The 22,687-nt window shown below is 52.2% G+C and carries 23 protein-coding genes and 4 tRNA genes; 13 read left to right on the top strand and 14 right to left on the bottom strand.

The window, feature by feature from the left end; all coding sequences use genetic code 11:
* The 5 genes from ACQY6F_RS07330 to ACQY6F_RS07310 all read right to left on the bottom strand — a co-directional run.
* Window positions 1–265: GTP-binding protein (locus tag ACQY6F_RS07330; RefSeq protein WP_428773302.1), on the bottom strand; the 265-nt coding region annotated here is incomplete at its 3' end.
* Between the two features lie 100 nt (window positions 266–365).
* A tRNA-Thr gene (locus tag ACQY6F_RS07325) sits at window positions 366–441 on the bottom strand.
* A 12-nt stretch (window positions 442–453) separates the two neighbouring features.
* Window positions 454–528, bottom strand: a tRNA-Gly gene (locus tag ACQY6F_RS07320).
* Window positions 529–563: 35 nt separating this feature from the next.
* Window positions 564–648 (bottom strand) — tRNA-Tyr (locus ACQY6F_RS07315).
* A 50-nt stretch (window positions 649–698) separates the two neighbouring features.
* Window positions 699–774, bottom strand: a tRNA-Thr gene (locus ACQY6F_RS07310).
* Window positions 775–981: 207 nt separating this feature from the next.
* On the opposite strand from ACQY6F_RS07310, the gene coaA reads away from it, so the two are divergent.
* Window positions 982–1,905 (top strand): type I pantothenate kinase, encoded by a 924-nt coding sequence (gene coaA, locus ACQY6F_RS07305; protein WP_428773301.1) that lies wholly within the window; start codon window positions 982–984, stop codon window positions 1,903–1,905.
* 33 nt (window positions 1,906–1,938) lie between these two features.
* Here coaA and ACQY6F_RS07300 read toward each other — a convergent pair whose 3' ends face one another.
* Window positions 1,939–2,364, bottom strand: coding sequence for a DUF805 domain-containing protein (locus ACQY6F_RS07300; RefSeq protein ID WP_428773299.1), 426 nt, complete (start codon window positions 2,362–2,364; stop codon window positions 1,939–1,941).
* Between the two features lie 25 nt (window positions 2,365–2,389).
* Complete coding sequence (locus ACQY6F_RS07295; RefSeq protein WP_428773298.1) at window positions 2,390–2,737, bottom strand: 5-carboxymethyl-2-hydroxymuconate Delta-isomerase; 348 nt, start codon at window positions 2,735–2,737, stop codon at window positions 2,390–2,392.
* Window positions 2,738–3,017: 280 nt separating this feature from the next.
* Here ACQY6F_RS07295 and tpiA point away from each other — a divergent pair, with 280 nt between their 5' ends.
* Entirely contained in the window at window positions 3,018–3,791 is a 774-nt protein-coding gene (gene tpiA, locus ACQY6F_RS07290) for a triose-phosphate isomerase (protein ID WP_428773296.1), read from the top strand.
* Window positions 3,792–3,907: 116 nt separating this feature from the next.
* Window positions 3,908–5,257 carry an MATE family efflux transporter gene (locus tag ACQY6F_RS07285; protein WP_428773295.1) on the top strand — a complete coding sequence of 450 codons (1,350 nt, stop codon included), beginning with the start codon at window positions 3,908–3,910 and terminating at the stop codon, window positions 5,255–5,257.
* A gap of 42 nt (window positions 5,258–5,299) precedes the next feature.
* Here the strand turns inward: ACQY6F_RS07285 and rraA are convergent, their stop codons facing one another.
* The 3 genes from rraA to efp all read right to left on the bottom strand — a co-directional run bounded on the left by rraA (window position 5,300) and on the right by efp (window position 7,509).
* Complete coding sequence (gene rraA / locus ACQY6F_RS07280; RefSeq protein ID WP_428773293.1) at window positions 5,300–5,827, bottom strand: ribonuclease E activity regulator RraA; 528 nt, start codon at window positions 5,825–5,827, stop codon at window positions 5,300–5,302.
* A gap of 76 nt (window positions 5,828–5,903) precedes the next feature.
* Window positions 5,904–6,821, bottom strand: coding sequence for a 1,4-dihydroxy-2-naphthoate polyprenyltransferase (locus ACQY6F_RS07275; RefSeq protein WP_428773292.1), 918 nt, complete (start codon window positions 6,819–6,821; stop codon window positions 5,904–5,906).
* 121 nt (window positions 6,822–6,942) lie between these two features.
* Complete coding sequence (gene efp / locus ACQY6F_RS07270) at window positions 6,943–7,509, bottom strand: elongation factor P (RefSeq protein ID WP_428773291.1); 567 nt, start codon at window positions 7,507–7,509, stop codon at window positions 6,943–6,945.
* 33 nt (window positions 7,510–7,542) lie between these two features.
* Between efp and epmB the strand changes: the two genes are divergently transcribed.
* Complete coding sequence (epmB, locus tag ACQY6F_RS07265) at window positions 7,543–8,565, top strand: EF-P beta-lysylation protein EpmB (RefSeq protein WP_428773290.1); 1,023 nt, start codon at window positions 7,543–7,545, stop codon at window positions 8,563–8,565.
* Between the two features lie 8 nt (window positions 8,566–8,573).
* Window positions 8,574–9,062, top strand: a complete 489-nt coding sequence (locus ACQY6F_RS07260) for a type II secretion system protein (RefSeq protein WP_428773289.1) — start codon at window positions 8,574–8,576, stop codon at window positions 9,060–9,062.
* Window positions 9,063–9,137: 75 nt separating this feature from the next.
* Here ACQY6F_RS07260 and pfkA read toward each other — a convergent pair whose 3' ends face one another.
* The 3 genes from pfkA to ACQY6F_RS07245 all read right to left on the bottom strand — a co-directional run bounded on the left by pfkA (window position 9,138) and on the right by ACQY6F_RS07245 (window position 11,907).
* The gene (gene pfkA / locus ACQY6F_RS07255) at window positions 9,138–10,100 is read right to left on the bottom strand and encodes a 6-phosphofructokinase (protein ID WP_428773288.1); all 963 of its coding nucleotides are present in this window, start codon (window positions 10,098–10,100) and stop codon (window positions 9,138–9,140) included.
* A 269-nt stretch (window positions 10,101–10,369) separates the two neighbouring features.
* Window positions 10,370–11,278, bottom strand: a complete 909-nt coding sequence (gene fieF, locus ACQY6F_RS07250) for a CDF family cation-efflux transporter FieF (protein ID WP_428773287.1) — start codon at window positions 11,276–11,278, stop codon at window positions 10,370–10,372.
* A gap of 119 nt (window positions 11,279–11,397) precedes the next feature.
* Window positions 11,398–11,907, bottom strand: a complete 510-nt coding sequence (locus tag ACQY6F_RS07245; protein ID WP_428773285.1) for a CpxP family protein — start codon at window positions 11,905–11,907, stop codon at window positions 11,398–11,400.
* Window positions 11,908–12,094: 187 nt separating this feature from the next.
* Between ACQY6F_RS07245 and ACQY6F_RS07240 the strand changes: the two genes are divergently transcribed.
* The 3 genes from ACQY6F_RS07240 to trmL all read left to right on the top strand — a co-directional run bounded on the left by ACQY6F_RS07240 (window position 12,095) and on the right by trmL (window position 14,756).
* Window positions 12,095–12,781, top strand: a complete 687-nt coding sequence (locus ACQY6F_RS07240) for a response regulator (protein WP_428773283.1) — start codon at window positions 12,095–12,097, stop codon at window positions 12,779–12,781.
* Window positions 12,781–14,166 carry an envelope stress sensor histidine kinase CpxA gene (gene cpxA, locus ACQY6F_RS07235; protein WP_428773281.1) on the top strand — a complete coding sequence of 462 codons (1,386 nt, stop codon included), beginning with the start codon at window positions 12,781–12,783 and terminating at the stop codon, window positions 14,164–14,166. The genes ACQY6F_RS07240 and cpxA overlap by 1 nt, the downstream gene beginning before the upstream one ends.
* Window positions 14,167–14,276: 110 nt before the next feature.
* Window positions 14,277–14,756: a tRNA (uridine(34)/cytosine(34)/5-carboxymethylaminomethyluridine(34)-2'-O)-methyltransferase TrmL gene (gene trmL, locus ACQY6F_RS07230; protein WP_428773279.1), complete on the top strand. Its 480-nt coding sequence runs from the start codon at window positions 14,277–14,279 to the stop codon at window positions 14,754–14,756.
* 18 nt (window positions 14,757–14,774) lie between these two features.
* Here the strand turns inward: trmL and ACQY6F_RS07225 are convergent, their stop codons facing one another.
* On the bottom strand, window positions 14,775–15,284 hold the full coding sequence (locus ACQY6F_RS07225) for an FxsA family protein (protein WP_428773278.1): 510 nt from the start codon (window positions 15,282–15,284) through the stop codon (window positions 14,775–14,777).
* A gap of 172 nt (window positions 15,285–15,456) precedes the next feature.
* Between ACQY6F_RS07225 and ACQY6F_RS07220 the strand changes: the two genes are divergently transcribed.
* The 5 genes from ACQY6F_RS07220 (at window position 15,457) to ACQY6F_RS07200 (ending at window position 22,533) form a co-directional block, all read left to right on the top strand.
* Entirely contained in the window at window positions 15,457–17,352 is a 1,896-nt protein-coding gene (locus ACQY6F_RS07220) for a diguanylate cyclase (protein WP_428773276.1), read from the top strand.
* Window positions 17,353–17,552: 200 nt separating this feature from the next.
* A complete protein-coding gene (gene aspA / locus ACQY6F_RS07215; protein WP_428773274.1) occupies window positions 17,553–19,004 on the top strand; it encodes an aspartate ammonia-lyase in 1,452 nt (483 codons plus the stop codon).
* Between the two features lie 107 nt (window positions 19,005–19,111).
* Window positions 19,112–20,419, top strand: coding sequence for an anaerobic C4-dicarboxylate transporter (locus ACQY6F_RS07210; protein ID WP_428773273.1), 1,308 nt, complete (start codon window positions 19,112–19,114; stop codon window positions 20,417–20,419).
* Window positions 20,420–20,909: 490 nt separating this feature from the next.
* A complete protein-coding gene (locus ACQY6F_RS07205; protein WP_428773271.1) occupies window positions 20,910–22,358 on the top strand; it encodes a YfcC family protein in 1,449 nt (482 codons plus the stop codon).
* A gap of 7 nt (window positions 22,359–22,365) precedes the next feature.
* The gene (locus ACQY6F_RS07200) at window positions 22,366–22,533 is read left to right on the top strand and encodes a hypothetical protein (protein WP_428773270.1); all 168 of its coding nucleotides are present in this window, start codon (window positions 22,366–22,368) and stop codon (window positions 22,531–22,533) included.
* Window positions 22,534–22,687: the final 154 nt, after the last annotated feature.

Here is a 22,687-nt window from a genome sequence, read left to right as displayed (position 1 = left end):
CATAGTCAGCGTGTCCTGGGCAGTCTACGTGTGCGTAGTGACGAGTTGGAGTGTCGTACTCTACGTGAGAAGTTGCGATTGTGATACCGCGCTCACGCTCTTCTGGAGCGTTATCGATAGACGCAAAGTCTTTCGCTTCACCGCCGTATACTTTAGCTAGTGTGGTACAGATAGCTGCAGTTAGAGTTGTTTTACCGTGGTCAACGTGGCCGATAGTACCAACGTTTACGTGCGGTTTCGTACGTTCAAATTTTTCTTTAGACATGAGTTGTCCCTCTAGGTACGGATTTAGGTGGCTTTGATGACCACGCAACCAAAATTAATGGTAATAAAGTATATATCAAAAGGAAAAGTTTGCTTAGAGCTGGTGCTGATAGGCAGACTCGAACTGCCGACCTCATCCTTACCAAGGATGCGCTCTACCACCTGAGCTATATCAGCACTCTAAATGAGTGGAGCGGGCAGCGGGAATCGAACCCGCATCATCAGCTTGGAAGGCTGAGGTAATAGCCATTATACGATGCCCGCAACACGTAACTCTGAGAGCTATTTCCTTAGGAATATGGTGGAGGGGGACGGATTCGAACCATCGAAGGCGGAGCCGGCAGATTTACAGTCTGCTCCCTTTGGCCACTCGGGAACCCCTCCAAATTTTTCCCACTCTCACTACTCTTTGTATATCAACAAACTGGAGAGAATGGTGCCGACTACCGGAATCGAACTGGTGACCTACTGATTACAAGTCAGTTGCTCTACCTACTGAGCTAAGTCGGCATAAGTGGTGCGCATTCTATTGAATGATTTTCTGGCTTGCAATAGCTAAATTAAAAAAAAATGCGAATTTAATCGGATTCTGCTTATTTGCTGCTTTTTCGAGCAATTTTGCACTTTTACGCCAATTCTGTCGGCTCAAATATTTGCTTTCCGATTCGGTTAAGGTATGTTCGCTGCTCCGATGAGAAATTGGGTAACCGACCGACCATGACCCCTTATTTATCTTTCCAACGCTCAAAATGGGCAGAATTACGCAATTCTGTGCCTATGACTCTGTCTGAGCAGGACCTGATTGAATTACAGGGTGTGAATGAAAGCCTGACAATGCAGGAAGCCGTGGAAATCTATCTGCCGCTGTCTCGGTTGCTGAATCTCTATGTCGCAGCGCGGCAGAGTCGTAACTCTGTATTGACCGAGTTTTTGGGCAATACCGAATCCGCACCGCCGTTTGTGATCGGGATAGCCGGCAGTGTCGCGGTCGGCAAGAGCACCACGGCGCGTCTGCTGCAGGCGCTGTTATCCCGCTGGGAAAACCATCCGAAAGTGGCGCTGGTTACCACCGACGGTTTCCTCTACCCCAAGCAGGTGCTGGATCAGCGTGGCATCATGGATCGCAAAGGCTTTCCCGAATCTTACGACATCAAACGCCTGGTGCAGTTTATCTCCGACGTTAAAGCGGGCAAACCCCAGGTCGAGGCACCGGTCTACTCACACATTACTTACGACATCACCGATCAGATTAAAGTGGTGGATCGGCCCGATGTGCTGATTATTGAAGGTTTGAACGTGCTGCAGAGTGGCATGGACTACCCCCACGACCCGCACCGGGTGTTTATCTCTGATTTCCTGGATTTTTCTATCTATGTCGATGCCGACAGCGATATCATTGAGCAGTGGTATATCGAGCGGTTTCTGAAATTCCGCAAAGGGGCGTTTACCAAGCCGGGCTCCTACTTCAGCCACTATACCCAGTTGAACGAGGCACAAGCGATCGAACAGGCCCGCAGTATCTGGCGCAACATTAACGGCGTCAACCTGGCGCAAAACATATTGCCGACCAAAGACCGTGCCCAGCTCATCCTCACCAAAGGTGCGGACCATACCGTTCAGCAGATCTTACTGAGAAAATAATCCACCACCGGTACGCCGGCTGAGCCAGCCTGACTATTGCGGCTCGGGGCCGTAAGCGTTCTCGCCCGCCTGACCACGCAGAAAACCACATTCGATCAGGATCCAGCTGCCACATGCAATCGCCACCAGGGAGCTGACCATCTGAATGCTACTGGGGGAGGCCATCATATCCGGCTGGCCGCTCGGCATCATCATTCGACCGACAATCAACGGGATGTTGAGCACTAGCCACCAGGTGGATTTACCGCGATCATGCCAGCGTTTGGCCGTCACCGCCAAATCGGGAAACAGCATCAGCAGCAGAAACAGCGGCAGCAGCAAATGGGCCGAATGGGGGAACAGTACATTGGACAGCGACGCAACGGCGATAATAATGGCGTAATAGGCCAGGTTCCACATCCAGTAGGTTTGGCGCCCTATCCGGCCTTGAAATGAGAACAGCAACTGTTGCATCGGCATAATCGATTCCCCTGTAATGAGCGACTCAATTCAATGCGATTTGAAAACACTCTTTATCCATATCGCGGATATTGACGGTTAAACTGCGCACCTGGCCCGCCTGTTCAGACAGCACTTCGAGCAGCTGGCGCGACAACTGTCTTTTCTGCTCGTCCGTTCGGCCAGCCAGCAATTCAAAGCTGATATGGATAAAATCAACGCTGTCGCCTTGATCGCCAATCAACCACTGATGGCATCGCAATGCCCGGGATTTAACCGACGCGATATCAAACAAGCCTGACTGCAGTACCACGTGGTGCAGATCTTCCAGCAGACCCTGCACATTCAGCCGCTCATCCACCGAACTGGAATACTCCATAACCAGATTTGGCATACACTTTCCTTTGTTATTGTAGATGTAAATTTCTTTCAGCCACTTGCATAGCCAACCTCACTAATAACAAGAAGCGGGGGAAAAGCCGAGCGACGAGAGTGACTTCTGTCTATCAGATCACTGAAGCACAGAGGTTTAAAATTATTTTTGTCTTAGAACCAGCAGCTTAATCTACATCCAATAAAGAAATGACACGCGTCATGATCTGTTTGGTTTTATCTGTTATATTCTTTCGAAATCACGTTTATTTTTTACATTAATAGAAATTGGAGATATTCCTATGCGTCGTCCTGTAGTGATGGGTAACTGGAAACTTAACGGCAGCAAAGCCATGGTCACTGAGCTGCTGAATGGATTAAATGCGGAACTGGAAGGCGTAACAGGCGTTGACGTAGCGGTTGCTCCACCTGCCCTGTACCTGGATCTGGCTGAACGTCTGATCGCCGAAGGCGGTAACAAAATGATCCTGGGTGCGCAAAACACCGATCTGAACAACAGCGGTGCTTTCACTGGCGATATGTCTCCAGCAATGCTGAAAGATTTCGGTGCTTCTCACATTATCATCGGTCACTCTGAGCGTCGTGAATACCACAACGAATCAGACGAATTTGTCGCTAAGAAATTTGCTTTCCTGAAAGAGAATGGTCTGACTCCTGTGTTCTGTATCGGTGAATCAGAAGCGCAAAACGAAGCGGGTGAAACTGAAGCAGTTTGTGCTCGTCAAATCAACGCTGTGATCGACGTATATGGCGTTGAAGCGCTGAACGGTGCCATCATCGCTTACGAACCAATCTGGGCTATCGGTACCGGTAAAGCGGCTACGGCAGAAGATGCACAGCGCATCCACGCATCTATCCGTGCTCTGATTGCAGCGAAAGACGCAGCAGTAGCTGAACAGGTGATCATCCAGTACGGCGGCAGCGTGAAACCTGAGAACGCAGAAGCTTACTTTGCTCAGCCAGACATCGACGGTGCATTGGTTGGTGGCGCATCTCTGGATGCGAAAAGCTTCGCAGCTATCGCTCAAGCAGCAGCCAAAGCGAAAAGCGCGTAAATAATTAGCTTCCAAGCAGCGTGAAGGCCAGCAGATGCTGGCCTTTTTTGTTGCTCGATTGTCAGCCTGGCATCGAATCCTGTATCCTAGCGTTTTTCCACTAAGCTATTCCCCCTATGCACGATAAACATGGCCTGTTATCCGGTCCTATCCCTCAAGTGCTGCGCAATATGACCGTGCCGATGACTTTTGGCATGATTGCAATTCTGCTGTTCAATTTAGTGGATACTTTCTTTATTTCTCTGCTCGGCACTCAGGCGCTGGCGGCCATCAGTTACACCTTTCCGGTTACGTTTGCCGTCAACTGCATTACCATGGGCATCGGCATGGGTCTCTCGACCACGATTGGCCGCTGCTTGGGACAGGGTAATACATTGCAAGCCGCCCGCTTGTCCGGGCACGGGTTACTGCTGGCGGTGATGCTGGTTACTCTAGCCTCCAGTATCGGTCTCAGCAGTATCGACCCTCTGTTTCTGCTGCTGGGTGCTAAGCCGGAGTTACTGCCGCTGATCGATCAGTATATGCAGGTCTGGTACCTGACCATTCCGCTGCTGGTGATTCCGATGGCGGGTAACAGTGCCATCAGGGCGTCGGGAGATACCAAAACCCCGGCCAAAATCATGATGTTAGCCGGTGCAATTAACGGCCTGCTCGATCCCCTGCTTATCTTTGGCTATGGCCCATTTCCTGAACTCGGTATTCAGGGCGCGGCCATTGCCAGTGCCTTCAGCTGGTTTGGTGCCCTGTGTGGCTCACTGTTTGTGCTGATCAAACGCGAAAAACTGCTCGCCTGGCCGCAATTGCCCACGCTGCTGTCTGACTGGAGTCAGATTCTGAAAATTGGTACCCCGGCCGCACTGTCCAATGCGATGAATCCGCTGTCTGGTGCCATCTTAATGATGCTGCTTTCCAGCCACGGCACCGCCGCTGTAGCCGCCTATGGTGCCGCGCAGCGGATTGAATCGATCCTTATCCTGGTACTGATGGCGCTGACTTCGGCACTGACTCCGTTTATGGCTCAGAACCTGGGAGCGCAGAATCATCAGCGCAGCTTTACCGGGCTGTTTCTCAGCATGCGCTTTGCTATCCTGTTCCAACTGGTGATTTTTATCATGATGGTGCCGCTCAGCATTCCGCTTGCAGCGCTGTTTTCTCAGGAACAGAGTGTGCGGGATCTGCTCTGGCACTATCTGCTGGTGGTACCGTTCAGTTACGGCTTCCAGGGAGTAATCATGATGCTGGTCTCCGGCCTGAATGCCCTGCATCAGCCGCTAAAAGCGTTTCAGTGGAGCTTTATGCGCCTGTTCGTGTTTATTCTGCCGGGGGCGTGGCTGGGCAGCCTGTGGCTGGATATCGAAGGGCTGTTTATCGGCATCGCGGTGGGTAATCTGCTGGGCGGAACCATGGCTTATCTGTACGCGCTGAAACTGCGCAGGCAACAGCTGGCCCTGGCTGAAGAGAGCTGAGCTCAGGCAATAAAAAAACCGGCTCCAGGCCGGTTTTCGCGGTTATTCGGCTTCTGCCAGTTGTTGCTCTTCCAGACCGGTTTCGAGGTCAATATCCAGCGGTTCCTGGGATAAAATGATACCGGTATTGTCGGCGTACAAGTAGTCTTCCGGTAAGAAAGTGACACCGGCAAAGTTGACTGCCACATCCACTTCCCCAGCCCCTTGCTGAGTCGCACCGACCGGAATGGATGCCATGGCCTGAATGCCGATGTTCATCTCTTCCAGTTCATCCACTTCGCGCACGCTGCCATACACGACGATGCCTTCCCACTCATTTTCTTCGGCCAGTGTTGCCAGCTCAGCATCGATCAACGCCCGTCGTAACGACCCGCCACCGTCGATGAGCAGCACGCGTCCTATACCATCCTGCTCGAGGATTTCACGAACTAAGCCATTATCTTCAAAACATTTTACTGTGGTGATCTGGCCGGCAAAGGAAGCGCTGCCGCCAAAATTACTGAAGATTGGTTCGACAACATCTACCTGATCCAGATAGATATCACACAAAGCCGAAGTGTTGTATTCCATTGCCATTGCTCTCTTACCGAATTACATCCACTTCGAGTATATAAGCTGATCAGGTCATTGCAATGACATGACGCAACTAACTCGCCAGAGTTTGAGCTATAACCACTCCGGCAAACAATAAGTTAGTCACCAATGAACATTTCACCACCGCCGGCATCATAGGCGCGATTTGTGCCGGACGAGTGGTCTGCCACACAGCCCGGCCATGACGGAAAGTCACCAGCACGCTGAACAAGAACGGCAAACTGATCCAGACCGGGACCGGCTGCAGGATAAGATAGAGGATAAAAGCCAGCATGGCACCAGACAGCAAGATAAAGTGGTACTGCTTGGCTTTGTGCTGCCCCAGCCGCACCGCAACAGTACGTTTACCACACGCAGCGTCATTTTCGATATCGCGCATATTGTTGATATTGAGCACCGCCACCGCCAACAGGCCACACCCCACCGAAGGCAGAATTAACATCATATCCAGCCGCCCGGTGTGCAAAAAATAGCTGCCAGCGACGCCGAGTAAACCAAAGAAGACAAACACAGAGATATCGCCAAGGCCGACATAGCCGTACGGTTTTTGTCCTACGGTATAGGCGATTGCCGCGCCGATGGCGAGCAAGCCAAGAATGAGGAAAGCCAGGATATTTTCTGCACTGTCCAGCGCATACAGTACCAGCCATAAACCGGCGGAAATGGTGAGCAGTACATTAATGATGATGGCGCGCTTCATCTCGACCGTACTGACTTCGCCGGACTGGATTGCCCGGGTGGGACCTAACCGGTTGTGGTTATCGGTACCCTTGAGCGCATCACCATAATCATTGGCCAGGTTAGACAGTATCTGTAACAGTGTCGCGGTCAGAAGAGCCAACAAGGCAACCGGGAGGGAGAACAGGCCGCCTGAGAATGCCAGCACGCTGCCGGTCATTATTGAAACCAGCGCGAGAGGGAGAGTTTTCGGTCGGGCGGCATCAAGCCAAATGCGAAGCGGTTGCAGCATGATGTAATCTTGCAATTTAAGTGAGCTGAAATTGTGTCATATCTCACCATAACTCGCAAAAACAAAAAAGGCCACCACAGTGACCTTTTTCGCTAATTCTGGCTAAATTTCCAGATCGAGATTATTTCACCCGGCCGACATATTCAGCAGAACGAGTGTCGACTTTAATCACTTCGCCGATCTGAATGAACAGTGGCACGCGAACCACCGCACCGGTAGACAGAGTCGCTGGTTTACCGCCGGTACCCTGTGTATCACCCTTCAGGCCAGGATCGGTTTCAGTCACTTCCAGTTCTACGAAGTTAGGTGGGGTAACGGCGATTGGGTTGCCGTTCCACAGTGTCAGCATACAAGTATTGTTTTCAACCAACCATTTCGCATTGTCGCCAACCGCTTTAGCATCGGCCGCGATCTGTTCAAAGGTTTCGCTGTTCATGAAATGGTAGAATTCACCGTCGCTGTACAGGTAGTCCAGATCGATGTCCATGACGTCAGCAACTTCAACGCTATCGCCTGACTTGAACGTTTTCTCCAGAACTTTGCCGGAAAGCAGCTTGCGGATTTTCACGCGGTTAAAAGCCTGACCTTTGCCTGGTTTTACATACTCGTTTTCGAGAATGACACAAGGCTCATTATCAAGCATAATTTTAAGACCGCCTTTGAATTCATTCGTGCTAACAGTAGCCATTTTTTCCTCTTACCATTCTTCGAGTTAAATTTAATGCCGCATATAATAACCCGAAAAGTCGCATCTGTTGAGCAAAACTGGCTGCAACAGCTCGCGAGTGGGATCTCCGACCCGCTAACACTGCTCAATATACTGGATATCGACCCGTCGCCCTGGCAACACGGATTCGCAGCTCGGCAGCTGTTCGCCCAGCGTGTTCCACAAAGTTTTGTCGACAGAATGGAAAAAGGCAATCCGCACGATCCCCTGCTGCGCCAGGTATTGCCATTGGCGGCCGAGTTTGCCCAGACCGAAGGCTACAGCGCCGACCCGCTACAGGAGCAGAACAACCGCCAACCGGGACTGCTGCACAAGTATCACAACCGGGCATTGCTGATCGTCAAAGGGGGTTGTGCCATCAACTGCCGCTACTGCTTTCGGCGTCATTTCCCCTATGGCGACAATAAAGGGGACAAGCGCACCTGGCAGGGCAGCCTGGATTACATCGCCCGCCACCCGGAAATCGATGAAGTTATCTTGTCCGGCGGCGACCCTCTGATGGCCAAAGATCACGAACTGCAGTGGCTGACCAATGCCATCGCCGATATTCAACATGTCAAGCGGCTGCGCATTCACAGCCGCTTGCCGGTAGTGATCCCGGCGCGTATTACCGAGCAGTTATGTCAGATCCTGTCCGCTACCCGGCTGGACTGTGTGCTGGTCAGCCACATCAATCACGCCAACGAAATCAATTCGGAAGTGAGATCTCAGTTTCAGCTACTTAAGTTGCATAATGTTACGCTATTAAATCAGGCCGTATTACTTAGTGGTGTTAATGATTCTGCCGACAGCCAAATCGCGCTGAGCAACGCCCTGTTTGATGCCGGCATCCTACCTTACTACCTGCATGTATTAGATAAGGTCCAAGGAGCGGCGCATTTTTATGTCTCAGATCAACGGGCAAAAGCGATCATGGCAGAAGTGATTACCCGGTTATCCGGCTACCTGGTGCCCAGACTGACCCGCGAAGTGGCAGGAAGAGCCAGCAAAACCCCATTGGATTTACAACTAGAGTAACAGACAGCATGGTTTCACAACGTGGTTTTACCCTGATAGAGATGGTCCTGGTGGTCGTGATTCTTGGCATCCTGGCCAGCACCGCCGCGCCCAGGTTGCTGAACATTCAGACCGATGCCCGCATCTCAGCGTTGAACGGCCTGAAAGGCAGCATGCACAGCATCTCAGATACCGTGCATCCTAAAGCGATTATTGAAGGGTTGGATCAGCTCAGTCAGGCGGTGCTGTCAATCAGTGGTCAACAGGTCAAACTGGCCTATGGTTATCCGGCGGCGGACTCCGCCAACAGCTGGAGCAAACTGATCAACGCCAGCTTTGCCGATGCCATTTTTAATGCCGACACGCCATCGGAGTGGTATTTCCACAATCAGGGTCAGGGCTGGATACGTTTTATGACCGCCAGCCGCAAAGATCCCGCCCAGCAGTGTTATCTGCTCTATACCCAGGCCACCAGCGCCAGTTCCCCCCAGTTTGAGACCACCACCAACGGCTGTTAATGAGCTGTGCTGCAGAGACAAAAAAACCACCATTTCAGGTGGTTTTTTCATCATTATTGCCGGTAGGCAGAACGATTAGAACAGCTCTTCTGCTACTTTGTACAGATCGTTGCGGATCGGACGTTTCATGTTCTCAATCGCATCGATAATATCGTGATGAACCAGCTCTTCTTTCACGATACCAACACAGCGACCACCCATGCCCTGCTGCAGCAGGTGCACAGCATAGTTACCCATGCGAGAGGCCAGAACCCGGTCAAACGCCGTCGGACGACCACCACGCTGAATGTGACCCAGTACGGTAGCGCGGGTTTCACGGCCAGTGGCAGTTTCAATCTCTTTCGCCAGCTCGTTAGCATCCATCATCAACTCCGTCAGGGCAATAATCGCGTGCTTTTTACCCTTCTTGATGCCGTCCTGGATATTGTTGATCAGCTGCTGTTTGTCCAGACCGGTTTCCGGAGTGATGATGTATTCACAACCACCGGCAATCGCAGACATCAGGGTCAGATCACCACAGTGACGTCCCATGATTTCAACAATAGAAATCCGTTGGTGAGACGAAGAAGTATCGCGCAGACGGTCGATCGCATCGATAACCGTGTTCAGAGCGGTCAAATAACCGATCGTGTAGTCGGTACCCGCAATGTCGTTGTCGATAGTGCCTGGCAGACCGATACATGGGTAACCCATTTCAGTCAGTTTTTTCGCACCCATGTAAGAGCCGTCACCACCGATCACGACCAGCGCATCAATCCCGTGTTTTTTCAGGTTTTCGATCGCTTTCTCACGGACCGCTACGTCTTTGAACTCAGGGAAACGGGCAGACCCCAGAAAAGTACCGCCTTTGTTGATCACATCAGAGACACTGGATCGATCCAGCTTTTTGATCCGATCTTCGTACAGGCCAAGGTAACCATCGTAAACGCCATACACTTCCAGGCCCTCTGAAAGTGCAGTCCGGACGACGCCACGAACCGCTGCGTTCATGCCTGGGGCGTCACCACCACTAGTCAAAACACCGATTTTCTTAATCATGCTCACCCTCGATTTGGAAATCCAATTTCAAATTTTATGTCAGTTGCTAACAGGTGCAGCCGACCAAATAATAATAAATTGGGCAATATGTTACCTTTACCCACTAGGAATACTAGCTATATTGCAGCCAATTTTGTAACTTTTCTACTTATGAAAGAGTATTACAGTTTTGCTCATTCACTTTGTTGACGCACATCAGGATCACGATTATTTGTCAATTCAGTGAAAAAGATAGTCAACAACGGCTCGCTTGTCGTGACTCATTTCTGCTACCAGCCCTGGCGTTTTTGCGCTTTCTCGGGTCCAAATACCACAGAATAGGGATCCTGGTGGATCAGTACATCAGCGTCGGTAAACATATCCATTAACAGATCTTCCACCTGATCGGATATCCGATGCGCTTCAATCAGCGGGATGTGATCATCCAGCTCAAGGTGCAGCTGAATAAACCGGGTCGGGCCGGACATTCGGGTACGTAACTGGTGTACCCCCCGTACGCCACTGACCGACATGCAACACTCACGGATCTGCACCAGCTCTGTGTCAGGCAGCTTCCTGTCCAGCAGGGTCTGGGTTGCTTCATTGACCATTCTGAACGCACTGTAAAGAATGTAGCCGCCAATACCGATGGCAAATACGGCATCGGCCTGACCAATGCCCAGCCAGCTCAGACCAAGCGCAACCATAATGGCGATATTCATATACAGGTCGGATTGATAATGGAGTGAATCGGCGGCGATCGCCTGGCTGCCGGTTTTGGCCACCACATAGTGCTGAAAACGTACCAGGGCGAAGGTGACCACAATCGCAAACAGGCTGACATACACGCCGAACTCCGGAGACTGCAGTTCATGCGGGCGGAAAAAGCGATCCACCCCGTTCAAAATCAGAAATACCGCTGAGCCGGAAATGAACATCGCCTGAGCCAGTGCCGCCAGCGATTCAGCTTTGCCGTGACCAAATGTGTGTTCACGGTCGGCCGGCTGCACCGCGTAGCGGACCACCACCAGATTCACTAACGAGGCCGCGATATCCAGCATAGAGTCGATCACAGACGCCAGCAGGCTGACGGAACCAGTGATCCACCAGGCCGCCACTTTTACTACTAACAGAAGGCTGGCAACGATGGTCGCCGTCCAGGCTGCCAAGGTCACTAATCGGGCATATTCTTGTTTCATAACGGATTAAATCAGGTTGTTGTTCGCTTAAGTATAACGATACCGCGTGCAAAAGAGTATGGCCAAAAAAATAGCGGCCCGCAGGCCGCTATGGTAAAGATAGTCAAATGGCAGTGTGACTATTTACTCTTGTTCCAACGAGGTTGTATCTCGCTGCATTGTTGCATCCGTTGCTGGCTCAGTTCCGCAAATTTGGCTTTCTGTTCTGCGGTCAGCACACTCAGCATTTTGTGTCGCTGCGCCATCATGGCAACGCGGCGTTCGGTCTGCTGCTCAACCAGCTCTCTGGCCAGTTCGGTCGCAGCGGCCTGGTCGAAAGTGTCGGCCAGCATCAGTTGCTGCATCTGGGCATGGTGGGCCTGCATCTGAGCCTGACGCTCGGCGCGATTCGCGGCAAACTGCTGCTGCATCTGCTCGCGACGTTCACTACGCAGGGTTTTCAACTGCTCCTGCTGCTGATCGGTCAGCTCCAGATCTTTCCAGACGCCACGTTCATATCCGCCACCACACGGGCCGTCGTGAAAACCCTGGTGATGCCCTTTACCGCCATAAGCATTGGCTACTCCCGCGGTCATTAGTGCTACCGGTGCGATCATTGCCGCCAACAACCATTTATTTTTCGTTTTCATCGTCTTACCCTTTTACTAAGTGAATGAGAGACGCTGTCTGCACAGCGGTTATTGTCAGCATAGGGGCTACCCGGTAAAGCGACGTCTAGACAGGGTAAAGAATCGTAAAGACGCCCGTTTGGCTGTTAGCCGGGCGCAATTTCACAGTAATATAGAGTCAGAGAGCAGCCGTAACCGGGGGACGTAGATGGCGCATATTCTGCTGATTGATGATGACACCGAACTGACCGCATTACTAAAAGAAGTGCTCAGTCTGGAAGGGTTTACCGTCTCTGAGGCCAACGACGGCGAAGCGGGCCTGGCTGCCGTGAGTGCCGAGATCGACCTGATCCTGCTCGACGTGATGATGCCGAAACTGAACGGCATTGATACCCTGCGCCAGCTCCGGGCCAATTGGCAGACGCCGGTGTTAATGCTCACCGCCAAAGGGGAAGAGATAGACAGGGTGATCGGGTTGGAACTCGGTGCCGATGACTACCTGCCTAAGCCATTTAGCGATCGGGAACTGCTGGCGCGGATTCGGGCCGTACTACGCCGCTCCCAGCCGCAAGCGGTCAGCAAAAATGGCGACTGCCTGCAGTACCAGGATCTGAAAATCTACCCGGGCAAACAGGAAGCTTATTGTCAGGAGCAACTGCTGGATCTCACCACCACGGAATTTGCCTTACTAAGTCACTTTATTCAGCACCCCGGTGAAATTCAGACCAAAGAAGTGCTCAGCCTGGATGTACTGGGCAAACGGCTGGCGGCGTTTGACCGCGCCATTGATATGCATGTCTCGAACTTACGCAAAAAATTGCCGGCACGAGCCGATGACAAGCCCAGAATCAAAACCCTGCGTGGTCGCGGCTACTTACTGGTGGAGGAAAATTGATGCGTCTGCCCAAGATCACCAGTCTGTATGGCCGGATCTTCGCGATATTCTGGTTTACCATGCTACTGGTGCTGATTGCGGTGCTCGCTCTGCCCCATTTGGATCCTCGGGTGGCCAGAGAGATCCCCGCCGATCACTATCAGCGCCTGACCCAGATCCGCGATCAGGTTGAGACAAAATTTGCCAACATGACCGATCTTGGCCAGGTCCTGTTTCTGATCGATAACGCCTCCCGTTCGCCACGCGGGCCGAGAATCCAGCTGTTCCTGACCGATCAAAATGATCGCCTGCTCAGTACAGCCCACCATATGGATTTTAAAATCAAGGCCCTACAAAACTTTATTACCAGTATTGATTCGCCAGAGGAGCCGAAACAGAAACTTTACGGCCGCTACATGCTGGCCGGTCCACTGCCTATCTCTCTGGTCGGCCAGGATCTGCTGCTTTATGTCGGTGTCAAATGGACCCAACCGCCACCGTTTTTGCTGCGCCTGTTTGATAAACCGCTGCAGCTGCTGCTGGCGGTGATGTTGGTCAGTACCCCGTTGCTGTTGTGGCTGGCCTGGGCCCTCAGCCAACCGGCCCGGAAGCTGGAACGGGCCGCCAAACGCGTGGCTCAGGGCGAATTTGAGGTTGATCCGGAACTGGAAAAAGGCACCAGCGAGTTTCGTCAGGCCGGTGCCAGCTTTAACCAGATGGTGGAAGCGGTCAATCAAATGCTCTCCGGCCAGCAGCGGCTGCTGTCCGATATCTCCCACGAGCTGCGCTCACCGCTGACCCGCTTGCGCATGGCCAGCGCCCTGGCCAGCCGCAAACAGGGCGAAAGTCCGGAACTGAGCCGCATCGATACCGAAGCGCAGCGGTTGGAAACCATGATCGCCGATCTGCTGGCGCTATCGAGAATGCAACTGAACAGCCACCTCAGCAGGGAAGTTCAGCCCTTGTCCAGCCTGTGGGAAGAGTTGCTCAGCGACGCTCAGTTCGAAGCCGAACAGATGGGTAAACAGCTCAATTACGACGCGATACCGGACCGTTCGATCTCCGGCAACCCCAAACTGTTGATGAGCGCGCTGGAAAATGTGGTCCGCAATGCCATCCACTATGGCAGCAGACAGGTCGCCGTGAGCATGCAGGTTGACGCAAATAGCCTGACCATTACGGTTGAAGACGACGGCCCAGGTGTGGACGATAATGAACTGGAGCAGATCTTCCGGCCGTTTTACCGTGTCTCCACCGCCCGGGACCGGGATTCTGGCGGAACCGGACTGGGGCTGGCAATAACCGAAAGCGCGGTACGTCAGCACAGCGGTACCATCCAGGCGTCGAAAAGTCATCTCGGCGGGCTGAAAGTGATCATCACCCTGCCCTTGCACGTCAGTCGCTAACCTCGCACGATCCTGGCCAGCCGTTCTACGCGGTCGGGATAGCGCTTGGCGTCACCCTGTCCGGCCATTATACTGAGCGCCATTATTGTTACTGACGCGGCTAACCATTCATGTTTGACATCGCCCTGTATGAACCGGAGATTGCACCCAATACCGGTAATATCATCCGACTGTGTGCCAATTGTGGCGCAAACCTGCACCTGATAGAACCGCTGGGGTTTGATCTGGAAGAGAAAAAAGTACGCCGCGCCGGGCTGGATTATCATGATCTGGCGCGGGTGACCCGCCACCGGGACTACAATGCTTTTCTGGATTACTTCAAACAGGAGCGCGGCGCACTGCCACGCATTTTTGCCTGTACCACCAAAGCGCAGCAGCATCACGTCGATGCGCAGTTTCAATCCGGCGATGTGCTGTTATTTGGTCCTGAAACCCGCGGACTGCCACCTGAAATCATTGACAGCCTGGCCGCAGAACAGCGTTTGCGCATCCCGATGATGCCACAGGCACGTAGCCTGAATTTATCCAATGCGGTGGCGATCATAGCGTTTGAAGCGTGGCGGCAACTTGGCTTTAACGGCGCAGTCTAACCGCGGACAAAAGCGACCTTACTTCAGTTTCGGCTGGTCGTCTTTGTCGTTGTCATCGTTATCTTTGCGTTCATATTCGCCCTCAAAGGTGTTGCCTTTGTCGCCGGGCTGAAATGGCCCCTGATCGAATGGGCCTCGATGAAAATGCTGGCTGGAGTAACTGCCGCTGGCTTTTACTTCAACCTTACTCATCAACTGCCTGGCCAGCGCCGCACGTGGCCCGGGCAGCAGTACTACCATTCCCAGCGCATCGGTCATAAAGCCCGGGGTCAGCAACAACACCCCAGCGACCGCCAGCATCACGCCTTCCAGGATCTGCTGAGCGGGAATTTCCCCTTGCTGCAGCCGAGATTGCACCGTCAGTAACGTCTGGATGCCCTGACTGCGCACCAGCGAAGCGCCTACCAGCGCGGTGATGATCACCAGAGCGAGAGTTGGCCAGAGACCGAGAAAACCACCAACCTGAATGAACAGGCCGATTTCGATAATCGGTACAAATATAAACAGCAGTAATAGTATCGGAAACACAGTCCCTCCTTAAGTTTGCTTACACATTAGACGTAAGGCCAGTGGAGTGCAAGCTCCGCTCTTTTCCGCCGTTGCAGTGGCAATATTTGATATGCATTCAATTACTATCCAATTAGTGGCAAACGATTTCACCGGCTTCTACACTTTTATCAGCCAAACTGGGTATGGATGAATGAAACAATTTGCCTCGCGAATGTGGAAAATGGCGATCATCTGGTTGATCGTATCGGTTATCCCTATTCTCTATTACTATCAATTAAAAGGTGAAGCCCAGCAGTTTCTGTTAACTCGCCTCGAAAGCGAGGGACTTCAGTTTCTTTCGTATGTAGATGCGAGGGCGACACGCGTGCACAAACAGCTGCACGATAATATCCGCCAGGTTACCCGCTCTTCGCTGTTGCGCGATTTTGCCCACAATCGCAGCCCGGTGCTGAGACGTTACATTGAAAACGAATGGTATCTGCTTTCCTCAAGCTCAAAAATGTTCTATCAGCTCCGCTATCTGGATACGGCCGGCCAGGAAGTGGTCCGGGTAGACTTCACCCAGCCAATGAGCGAACCATACATCGTTCCTGCAGACAAACTGCAAGACAAGTCCGGGCGGGATTACTTCAGCTATGCACGCCAGCTTTCAGAGGGCGAGCTGGGCTATTTCGGAATCGATCTGGAACAGGAACATGGCCAGCCAGTGCAGCCCTATCGGCCGGGCTTTCGTATCCTCTATCCGGTCGGCGATCCGGGTCAACGCTACGGCTATTTTATTGCCAATCTGGAAATCTTTGCACTGGCAGAGCAGATCTCGCAAAACGATCTGCGCCTAGACGTCGAGTTCATCAGCAACGATGGCTACTACCTGATCAGCCCTGATCGAAACAAGCTGTTTGGCGATCTGATTTACGAACGACATAAATTCAACCTGTCGCTGGAACATCCGGATCTGTGGCAGCAGATGCAAAACGACAATAACAACAGCGGTTATCACTACGATGCACATGGGTTGTTCGTCTACAAGACCTTTGATAACCAACTGTTTGCTACACGTGGCGGCATGTATATCGTCACTCAGTACCCGCCAGACATGATCGCCGCCGAACTGTCCGAACGGCAACATACCATTATCCTGGAAGCCCTGACCCTGTGGCTGATCTTTGGCATCCTGTCCGGCGGTGGTGCCTTGTTGCTGGAATCGGCACAGCGTAAAAATGTCGACCGGATCTTTGGTCAGCACCTGTTTGACAGTGATGTCGCCGTCGCAATTACCGACGCCAAGCATCGAATCTTACGGGCGAACAGCAAACTGTGTCAGTTGCTTGGCACGGAGGCGGGCATACTGCGACGAAAAGACCTGGTGGCATTGAGCCACCCGCGCAATCAGGCCGCGGTCATCCAGCAGTCATTAAATACCTATGGAAAGTGGCGCGGCGAGCTGACACTGAGCCATAAAAATGGTCAGGACAGCGTGTGCAAAGTGGAAGCAAGAGTGGTCACGGGTAGCTGGCGGGCGACGCGTTATTTCATCTACACCCTGACGGATATCACCGAGCAACACCGAATGATCCAGACACTAAAAGCCAAAAGTGAACATGACGATGCCACCGGTCTGTGGAACAAAGCTAAGTTTGATGACACGCTGCTCCACCACTGCAAGCTATTACAGCGCTATCCGAACCAGCCACAGAGTTGCCTGGCACTGGTGGATATTGATGACTTTAAGCGGGTCAACGATCAGTACGGCCATCAGGTGGGCGATTTGGTGATCGCTCATGTGGCTGAATCACTACAGGAGCTGCTGCGCAGCACCGACTTTATCGCCCGGATTGGCGGCGATGAATTTGCCGTGATTATCCTTCACACCCAGTGTCACCAGGCAGCCCGACTAATGAGCCGCCTGTGTGAAGCCATCGCCAACTGGCATACCCACCAGGTGACTGTCAGTATTGGCATCGCCCAGTTGGATAAAAACGACGATCAGACCTTCCGCAATGCTGACGAAGCCCTCTACCGGGCCAAAGCCAAGGGCAAAAATTGTGTCATTGTCCACGGCGATCAAACCCTTTCTGTCGTCTAAATGAGCAAGCAGGCTCACTGAGTTGCACATTGATGCAAAAATAGTGATCTAGTTACTATATTTGTCCTAAAACTAAAGTATTATGTGCTACAGAGTCAGGACGGATTAAACAGCCATGTATTCTGGCGAATGGATTCTTAAGCTACAGATTTGGCTAATAAAACACTTATTTATCAGTATAATTATCTAAGGATCCAGCTATGGCCAACTTTTCTGAAACGGTCACAACCTCTTCCCCTGCTACCCGTATTGAACACGATCTGCTCGGCGAGCGTCATGTCCCCGCCGACGCTTATTACGGCATCCACACCCTGCGTGCGATTGAAAATTTCAATATTTCCCACAACACCATTTCTGACGTACCGGAATTTGTCCGTGGCATGGTGATGACCAAGAAGGCCGCCGCACTGGCCAACAAAGAGCTTGGCGTGATCCCAAAGGATGTCGCCCTCAAGATCATTGAAGCGTGCGATCTGATGCTCGAAACCGGTAAATGCATGGACCAGTTCCCATCCGATGTGTTCCAGGGCGGAGCCGGTACCTCTGTCAACATGAATACCAACGAAGTGATCGCCAACCTGGCGCTGGAACTGATGGGCAAGGAGAAAGGTCAGTATCAGTTCGTTAACCCCAATGACCACGTCAATAAGAGCCAGTCGACTAACTGCGCGTACCCGACCGGTTTCCGCATCGCCGTGTTTAACTCAGTGCAGAAACTGATCGACGCTATCGAGTACCTGAAAGGCGCGTTCGAACTTAAGAGTCAGGAATTCCAGAGCATACTGAAAATGGGCCGCACCCAACTGCAGGATGCGGTACCTATGACGGTAGGCCAGGAATTTCACGCTTGGGCTGTCACGCTGAACGAAGAGATTCGCGCGTTGCAGTACACGTCCAAACTGTTGCTGGAAGTCAACCTGGGTGCCACGGCGATCGGTACCGGTCTGAACGCCGCGCAAGGTTACCAGCAGCTGGCAGTGAAACATCTGGCCGAAGTGACCGGCCTTGACGTGGTGGCCGCGGAAGATCTGATTGAAGCCACATCGGACTGCGGCGCCTATGTGATGACCCACGGGGCGCTGAAACGTCTGGCGGTGAAACTGTCCAAGATCTGTAACGACCTGCGCCTGCTGTCGTCAGGTCCACGCGCCGGTTTGAATGAGCTGAACCTGCCTGAGCTGCAGGCCGGATCGTCCATCATGCCGGCCAAGGTGAACCCTGTGGTACCGGAAGTCGTCAACCAGGTCTGCTTCAAAGTGTTAGGTAACGACAATACCATTTCCTTCGCGGCAGAAGGCGGTCAGCTGCAACTGAACGTGATGGAACCGGTGATTGCCCAGAGCATGTTTGAATCGCTGTCGATTCTGACTAACGCCTGCGTCAACCTGCGCGATAAATGCATCGATGGCATTACCGTTAACCAAGAAGTGTGCGAAAGCTACGTGTATAACTCTATTGGTATCGTCACCTACCTCAACCCATACATTGGCCACCACGAAGGCGATATCGTCGGTAAGATCTGTGCGGAAACCGGCAAGAGCGTGCGTGATGTGGTGCTGGAGCGAGGCCTGCTGACTGCTGAAGAGATCGACGACATTCTGTCAGTAGACAACTTCATGCATCCTACTTACAAAGCAAAACGCTACGAATAATACAAACGGGGCTCTTTGGGGCCCCTTTCACCACGGAAGGTTATCTGCCAGCGCTGAGTCACCCGCTCAGTGCTGATTAAGTCACAGTTAACAAACGAGGCATCCAAATGGTCATTGTCGAACTGCTCGTGGTATTACTTTTCATCTTTGTCGGCGCCCGGATAGGCGGGATCGGCATTGGCTTTGCCGGTGGGGCGGGGGTCATCGTCCTGTCACTGCTGCTCGGGGTTCCGACCAGCCAGGCATTTATCCCTGTCGATGTCATTCTGATCATTATGTCAGTGATCACCGCGATTGCCGCTATGCAGGTGGCCGGCGGTATGGACTGGCTGGTACAGGTGGCAGAAAACTTTTTGCGCAAGCATCCGGAAAGAATCACTTTTTACGCCCCGATCGTCACCTTCCTGATGACACTGATGGCCGGTACCGGTCACACCGCATTTTCCACTTTACCGGTAATCGCGGAGGTCGCCAAAGGTCAGGGCGTGCGCCCTTCACGTCCTCTTTCGATTGCTGTGGTGGCATCACAAATCGCCATTACCGCCTCACCGATTTCTGCCGCCGTGGTCGCCTTTGCCGCGATGCTCGCGCCGGTCGGAGTCGATTACCTGACCTTACTGGCGGTTTGCATTCCGACCACCTTTATCGCCTGCATGATCGGTGCCTTTGTCGCCAACTTGATGGGCAGCCCGCTGAAAGATGATCCGGTTTACCATGAACGCATGGAACAGGGCCTGATCAAACTGAGTGGTGAGCAGAGCCGTCAAATCCTGCCGACAGCCAAGACTGCCACCTATATATTCCTTGCCGCCATTGGCCTGGTCGTCAGCTATGCCGCCGCCATCTCTAGCTCGGTCGGCCTTATCGAGAATCCGGCCCTGGGCCGCAACGAGGCGATCATGACTTTCATGCTGGCCGCCGCGGCTGCGATCGTGTTAGTCACTAAGATCGATGCCGCCAAAATTCCAGCCGCGTCGACGTTCCGTTCCGGTATGACCGCCTGTGTCTGCGTACTTGGCGTCGCCTGGCTGGGTTCGACCTTTGTCAACGCACACGTGGATGGCATTAAAGAAATTGCCGCCGAACTGCTGGCCGACTACCCGTGGATGCTGGCCATGGTGCTGTTCTTTGCCTCTATGCTGCTTTACTCGCAAGGTGCCACAACAGTCGCCTTAATGCCTGCTGCGCTGGCAATTGGTGTTGCTCCCCTTACCGCGGTGGCCTCCTTTGCCGCGGTCAGCGCCCTATTTGTGCTCCCCACCTACCCAACCTTGTTGGCGGCGGTAGAGATGGACGATACCGGTTCAACCCGTATCGGTAAATACGTCTTTAACCACCCTTTCTTTATTCCGGGCGTGGTGACGATTAGCTCTGCTGTTGCGTTAGGGTTTACGTTTGGTGGATTATTGATTTAGGTATTATTTAGCAGACTTGGGGAGCTCCGGCTCCCCTTTTTTATCGACTACAATATAGACTTGATTTAAATCAAAGATTGCGATAGTTTTTGATTAAATGAATAAACCATCCACAATGAATAAAATTTCAACCACTAATGACTTATCATTAATAACATTAAAAGTAAGAGTCATATATATTAAATAAAAAGAATATTAATCCAGTAGTAATACACAATTACCCCAAATTACATTTTCACACCTTTGGGCGCTAATAAATTTAAATAACTTTTGTGAACAAAACCAAAGTTGTCACCTGTCACGCCACTTAAAATATCTACAACCCGCATGACAAGAATATAAACTTCTAATTAGTTGGAGATTATCCATTCTTGCATGCCTTTATTATCATCCGCAAATGTCAGCCCGTTATTCGGTTCTACTGAACTATCATAACTGTGGCGCTGATGAACACCTGTTACCAACGGTTGTCAGGTGTAAGGAGAGAGCTATGACTACCCACACTGTTCCCACCACTGAAAAAAAGAAAGGCCTGTTCGCCCAATTTAAATTTCCTTCTGCCTATACCATTTTATTTGCTCTGATCGCGATTGTGGCCATGCTGACCTGGATTATTCCCGCCGGCCAGTATGACCGACAAATGAATGAAGAACTGGGCCGGGAAGTGCCGGTCACCGGTACCTATCAACCGGTAGAGGGCAACCCGCAAGGTGCTCTGGATGTGTTGCTGGCCCCCATCGATGGCTTCTACGACCATAACAGCTACGAAGCCGCTGCTATTGATGTCTCACTGTTTGTGCTGATCATCGGCGGCTTTTTAGGCCTGGTGACCAAGACCGGCGCCATCGATGCCGGCATTGAACGGGTTACCGCCCGGCTGGAAGGCCGGGAAGAGCTGATGATCCCTATCCTGATGGCGCTGTTCGCCGCCGGTGGTACCGTATACGGAATGGCAGAGGAATCACTCCCCTTCTATACCCTGTTGGTACCAGTGATGATGGCGGCTCGCTTCGATCCGCTGGTCGCCGCGGCAACCGTTTTACTGGGAGCGGGCATCGGCTGTTTAGGCTCAACCATCAACCCGTTCGCGACCGTGATTGCCGCCAACGCCTCTTCGATTCCCTTCACGGATGGCATCTGGCTGCGGGTTGCCATGCTGGTGATTGGCTGGTTGATCTGCGTCGCCTATGTGATGCGCTATGCGCGCATGGTCCGGGCCGACCAGAGCAAATCTATCCTGTACGACAAATATGAAGAAAACCGTGCCCACTTCCTGCATGGTAAAGCCGGCGAGCAGCTGGACTTCACCAGCACCCGCAAACTGATCCTGACCATATTCGGCGGCTCTTTCGCGGTGATGATTTACGGTGTAGCCGTTGCCGGCTGGTGGATGGCGGAAATTTCGGCGCTGTTTATCGCCGCGGCTATTCTGGTTGGCCTTGTCGCGAAGATGAGCGAAGAAGAGTTCACCACCAGCTTCATTGATGGTGCTCGGGATCTGCTCGGCGTGGCGCTGATCATCGGCATTGCCCGCGGGATAGTGGTCGTGATGGACCGCGGCATGATCACCGACACCATCCTGCATTCAGCTGAACAGATGGTCACCGGGCTGTCGTCGGTAGTGTTTATCAACGTGATGTTTGGCCTGGAAACCCTGCTCTCCTTCCTGGTGCCTTCCACTTCCGGTCTGGCGGTATTGACCATGCCGATCATGGCGCCATTGGCCGACTTTGCCGGCGTGGGTCGCGATTTGGTGGTCACTGCCTACCAGTCTGCCTCAGGGTTAGTCAACCTGGTCACACCAACGTCCGCTGTGGTAATGGGTGGTCTGGCGATTGCCCGGGTCCCTTACGTGCGCTGGGTGAAATGGGTCGCGCCGCTGCTGGCAATACTGGCGCTGTTCTGCATGGTCGTGCTCAGCATAGGGGCGATTCTGTAGCTTTTGAATGTCAATCCCGCCTGCAAAAGCCGCTGAATCAGCGGCTTTTTTGTTGCCCCAAACTTTTGCTATCCAAATGTATTTAGCCACTATGGATATTTACGCTTATCGCCTGCACTTTTATTTTTTACAGTTAATGGATGAATTACTATTTTTCATCGAAAATAAAATTTAACTAATCTGAACTGCTTATTGCTAATTAAAACCAGCTCGGTGAAAGATGTGACCCAGATATCCTTTATGAAAAGTTATTTTGTTAACAAAGGCCAAAACCGGGCTGATAAAGCGTTATCCACTTACCTAAAATGCATAAATGCTCTTTTGCTGTG

It is taken from the genome of Vibrio sp. (genome assembly GCF_050299255.1).
Taxonomy (GTDB): Bacteria; Pseudomonadota; Gammaproteobacteria; order Enterobacterales; family Vibrionaceae; genus Vibrio.
This window is presented reverse-complemented; position numbering and strand designations above follow the sequence as displayed.